This window comes from Thermoanaerobaculia bacterium, from assembly GCA_035260525.1.
Lineage (GTDB): Bacteria > Acidobacteriota > Thermoanaerobaculia > UBA5066 > DATFVB01 > DATFVB01.
In genome coordinates this window covers 1-4,670 of record DATFVB010000075.1, presented here as the reverse complement: position 1 = coordinate 4,670, position 4,670 = coordinate 1, and the positions used below count along the sequence as shown (strand labels likewise).

The 4,670-nt window shown below is 71.5% G+C and carries 3 protein-coding genes; 1 reads left to right on the top strand and 2 read right to left on the bottom strand.

The genetic code is table 11. The features are described 5' to 3' along the window. Positions 1–295: 295 nt before the first annotated feature. Both def and VKH46_03755 read right to left on the bottom strand, forming a co-directional pair. Complete coding sequence (gene def, locus VKH46_03760; GenBank protein ID HKB69933.1) at positions 296–796, bottom strand: peptide deformylase; 501 nt, start codon at positions 794–796, stop codon at positions 296–298. Then, the gene (locus tag VKH46_03755) at positions 793–1,479 is read right to left on the bottom strand and encodes a cyclic nucleotide-binding domain-containing protein (protein HKB69932.1); all 687 of its coding nucleotides are present in this window, start codon (positions 1,477–1,479) and stop codon (positions 793–795) included. The genes def and VKH46_03755 overlap by 4 nt, the downstream gene beginning before the upstream one ends. 155 nt (positions 1,480–1,634) lie before the next feature. Here VKH46_03755 and VKH46_03750 point away from each other — a divergent pair, with 155 nt between their 5' ends. Next, positions 1,635–4,025, top strand: coding sequence for a DUF6600 domain-containing protein (locus VKH46_03750; GenBank protein ID HKB69931.1), 2,391 nt, complete (start codon positions 1,635–1,637; stop codon positions 4,023–4,025). Positions 4,026–4,670: the final 645 nt, after the last annotated feature.

Sequence of the window (4,670 nt, the reverse complement as noted above, 5' to 3'; positions counted from 1 at the left end):
AGCCCGGCGGGATGCGGGTCGCCGGCCGGCGCCTAACGCGTACCGACAAGCGTACGTCGTGGCGACGGCCGGCGGCACGCGCCCGCCCGGCTCGATGCATCGCCGCGCCTACCCACCCTCGATGCAAGCAGGGGCGGCACTCGGTTCAGAATCACCCGAAAGCGCGGCGAGGCGCGAGCCCGGCGGGATGCGGGTCGCCGGCCGGCGCCTAAGGCGTACCGACAAGCGTACGTCGTGGCGACGGCCGGCGGCACGCGCCCGCCCGGCTCGATGCATCGCCGCGCCGGCCTCTCGCTTAGCCTCCGTAGCGCCGCCGGACCTTCCGCATCACGAGCTCCCGCTTCAGCCCGCGCAGGCGATGCACGAAGAGCTTCTGATACAGGTGATCCGTCTCGTGGCAGAGAGCGCGCGCGAAGAGCTCCGTTCCCTCGACCGCGCGCCGCTTGCCGGTCGCGTCGGCAGCCTCGACGACGACGCGCGCCGGCCGCGTGAGCGGCTCCGACAACCCGGGGATCGACAGGCACCCTTCCTCGATCCGGATTTCGCCCTCCTCCCGCACGATGCGCGGATTGACGAGGATGGTCACGGCGGCGGGGTCTTTCCCCACCGACAGGTCGACGACCGCCACCCGGAGGTTGACGCCGACCTGCGGCGCGGCGAGGCCGAGGCCGGGGGCGGCATGGCAGGTCTCGACGAGATCGGCGATCAGCTCCGCGAGCGCTCCGTCGAAGCTCGAGATCTCGGCGTTCGGGGCGAGGAGACGCGGATCGCCGAACTTGACGATCTCGCGGATCACGTCCGGCGCCGGCGCTGCTCGATGAGCGCCTCGGCCGTCCGCTCCGCGCGGACGCGCTGCGATTCCGCGAGAGCCCGCTCGAGATCGGGGTACGCGGCGCGGAGCGAGACCAGGGAGGCCCGGGTGAGCTCGAGCGTCTCGAGGTCCGTGACGGCGGTCACCGTCGCCGTGCGCGGCCGCGAGGTCAGCAGCGAGATCTCGCCGAAGAAATCCCCGGGCCCCAGCGTCCCGAGGAGGACGCGCTCCCCGGTCTCGTCGCGCGTCTCGACCTCGACCTTCCCTTCGGTGATGAGATAGAGCGACTCTCCGGCATCTCCCTCCCGGACGACGGCGGTCCCGGCCGCGAACCGCCGGGCGGCCATCTTCTCGAGCGCTCCCGCGAGCTGCGCGGGCGGAATGCCGGCGAGAAGGGCCGTCTCCGGGAGGGCGCCGAGAGCCGAGCCGGCGGGAAGGGATTCGCGGGCGACCGCGATCCGTCCGGCGAGCCGGCGGTGGAGCTCCTCGTCGGCCGGCTTCCAGAGGACCACTTGCTGGTAGACGGCGACGGCGGGAACGAACCGCCCTGCGGCGAGGTCGGCTCCGAGCATCTCCTCGTAAAGCCGGATCGCCTCCTCATCCCGCCCGGCCGCCCTCGCGGCGGCCGCCCGGCGCTCCCGGTCCTCGCGGATCTCGTCAGGGGTCATCAGCGCGATTCTAGCGGGACTGTCATCTCGCTCCGGTCGATGTCCCGGTCAGAGGACGGAAGAGGTTCAACTGCTGCCGTGTTTTCAATGAGATACGCTGGCATTCTCCTCGCAATTCCGGGGACCGGCGCCCTGAAGCGCCCAGGAGTCAGACCATGAGATCGAAGATTTCCCGATCGTTTCTTCTCGGAATCGCCGCCCTCGTCCTCGCCGCGCTCCCCGCCCGGGCCGAACACTCCGGGTACGCGCACGTGACCGACGTCGACGGGTCCGGTTCCGTCCTTTCGGACGCCAACGGGCGGACCGACATACAGGTCAACCTGCCGCTCGCGGAAAACGACCAGATCGTGACGAACGCGGGCGGCCGAGCCGAGATCGAGCTCGCCGACGGCAACCATGTCCAGATCGCGGGCGAAAGCCGGCTTCGGCTCGACGCGCTCGCCGGCGAGGACGGCTCCGACGCTGCCGAATCGGCGATCACGCTCGTCGAGGGCTCGGTCGCCGTCGAGTCGGCGCCGTTTTCCGACAGCCGCGCGTTCCGCGTCGACACCCCGGACGCTTCCGTGTACGTCACCTCCCAGGCGGAGGCGCGGATCAACCTCGACCCCAACCACGGCACCGCCGTGATCGTCCGGCAGGGATCCGTCGACGTTCAGACCCGCTCGGGTTCGATCACCGCGGAGGCGGGGCAGTACGTCCTCGTGCACGGCGACGAGCAGCCCGAGCTCGCCCGCGGCACGTTCTCGCGCGACCGCTTCGACGTCTGGGTCGCCGAGCGAACGGAGACCGTCCTCCAGGCCCACAACTCCGTCGCGGCGCAATACGTCAGCGACGACTATGACGTGGACGTCGCCTCGCTCGACGACTACGGAAGCTGGGACTACTCGCCGACCTACGACACGCAGGTCTGGCGGCCGAACGTCGGCGCCGACTGGTCCCCGTATTCCGACGGCTACTGGTATTACACGCCCGTCGGCGCGTCCTGGGTCTCGTACGAGCCCTGGGGATGGTTCCCGCATCACTTCGGGAACTGGTTCTTCGACGTGGCGTTCGGTTCGTGGTGCTGGTCTCCGGCGTTCGTCTATTCCCCGGCCTGGGTGTACTGGGGCTATGCGTCGAACTACGTCGGCTGGTGTCCGATCGGCTACTACTCCTACTACGGACCGTACTCGCGCTACTGGGGCGGATACGGCGGTGGGCTGTATTTCTCTCTCTCCGGGGTCTTCGACCGCAACCGCGTCGACTGGAACCGGGGCTGGAGCTTCGTCGGGTCGCAGCACTTCGGGTCGCGGTTCGACCGGCACTCGATCCTTCCCGGCTCGACCGTCGCATCGCGGCTGGGCTCGCGCGTCGCGATCACGTCGGACCCGCTGCGCCCCGCGATCGTCTCCGGCCGCGGATCGGCGGTGACGGCGCTGCGCTCCTATGCGCGCACGGCGCCCGCAACGATCGCCCGGCAGAGCTCTCCCGAGCGCTCCGCCGCGCTCACGCCGTTTCTCGGCCGCCAGGCGACGCTGCCGGCCTCCACGGTGCGGACGCTCCGGGATACGAACCTCGCCCGCGTCAATTCGGCCTCACGGCGCCTCGAAGGGCCGGGGGCCGGGCAGCTGCCGGGCGCTTCTCGTTCGATCGCCGGCCGGACGCTCTCCGGTTCCCGATCGCTCGCGGGAGGAGCGTTCGCCAACCCGGGCGCTTCCCGTTCCGAGTCGTGGAGAGCGCCCGCGCGAGGCGCGATCGGAACGTCCCCCCGCTCCGGCTCGTTCGCCGGATCGAGGACGGTTCCCCCGTCGCGGTCCGTCTCGCCGAGGACCGCTCCCCGGTCGGGCGACTGGCGCCAGCGCCCGGCCTCGCCTCGGTCCGGGACCTTCACCGAAGGCCGCGCCGAGCCGCGCGTCTCGCCCCGGTCCGGATCATCCGGCCGGTCCGTCTCGCCGCGGAGCGTCCCTCCGCCGGACCGCAGCCAGAGCTCGTGGAGAGAGCGCTCCGTCGCGCCCCGCGGGTATTCCGAGGCGCCTCCTCGATCGGGCAGGCCCGGAAGCGTTCCGACGGAGTCATGGCGCCTGCGCGCCAACACGCCGCCGGCGCAGCGCGTGATCGAGGGAATCGACCGCGGCCGAGCCGTGCCGCCGCCGCGGAGCGAGAACTCCCGCTCGCTTCCCGAACGGCGCGCTCCGCGAGCCGTGGAACCCCGCAACACGGGGCCCGCTCCCCGGTACGAGCGCTCCGCCCCGCCGGCGTATAAACGCCCGGAAGCGGCTCCTTCCCCGCGATACGAACGTCCGGAACCGTCGTCGCCGCGGCGCATGGAACCGCCGCCGCGTTACGAGCGGCCGGCTCCCTCGCCCCGATACGAGCCTCGATCGGCGCCCCCGCCCGCGGCGCGCGAATACCGGGCGCCGGCCCCGTCGCCGCGGTACGAGCCGCGTTCGGCGCCTTCGCCTTCCCGCGGGTACCGCGCTCCGGCGCCGCCTCCCGCTCCGCGATCGGCGCCGCCGCCGCAGTCGCGCGGCGGGGAATATCGCTCCTCGCATGGTCGTTCCCACTGACGACGGCCTGACCCTCCGTCGCGAATGATCTCCTCGCCCCCGGGAAAACTCCCCCGGGGGCAATTTTTTTGTCGCCTCGCTGACGCTCCGTCAGCCGACGCGGCGATCCATCGAACGATGCGGGCGCGGGACCGTCGCGGAGGCTGGCTCGCGGGCCGGATCGACGTCGCGCATGAAGCGCGTGCTTACTCGACCAGGCCGCGCCTTCCCTGATGGGCGACGAGGCGTGACGAGGCGCGAGCCCGGTTCGCCGTCGCTCTCGAGGCCGCAGTCAAGGGCTTTGATCCGCGCAAGCCCACCGAAGGAGGGGCGAAGGCGGACAGAATGCGGCGGAGCCGGGGGCGGCATTGCTTCATGACCTGGATAGCTCCGGGCCCTTCGCATCGCGGAAAGCTTTCGCCCGAAGTCACCGAGGCGAAAGCTCCGCGATGCGGGAGCGGGAGGCTAGGCGAAGGGGGTGGCGGCGGCGCCGTCGAGTCGCTCGTTCGACGAGTGGGGCCGCCGCCACGCGCTCCCGTCCCCCGAGCCCGCTCCCGCGACGGGACGTATACTCGCGGCCGATGTCAGGCGCCTTTCGGCTGGACGTCTCCGACGGGCTCGCGGTCGTCACGTTCGACCTGCCGGGCGAGAAGGTGAACAAGTTTT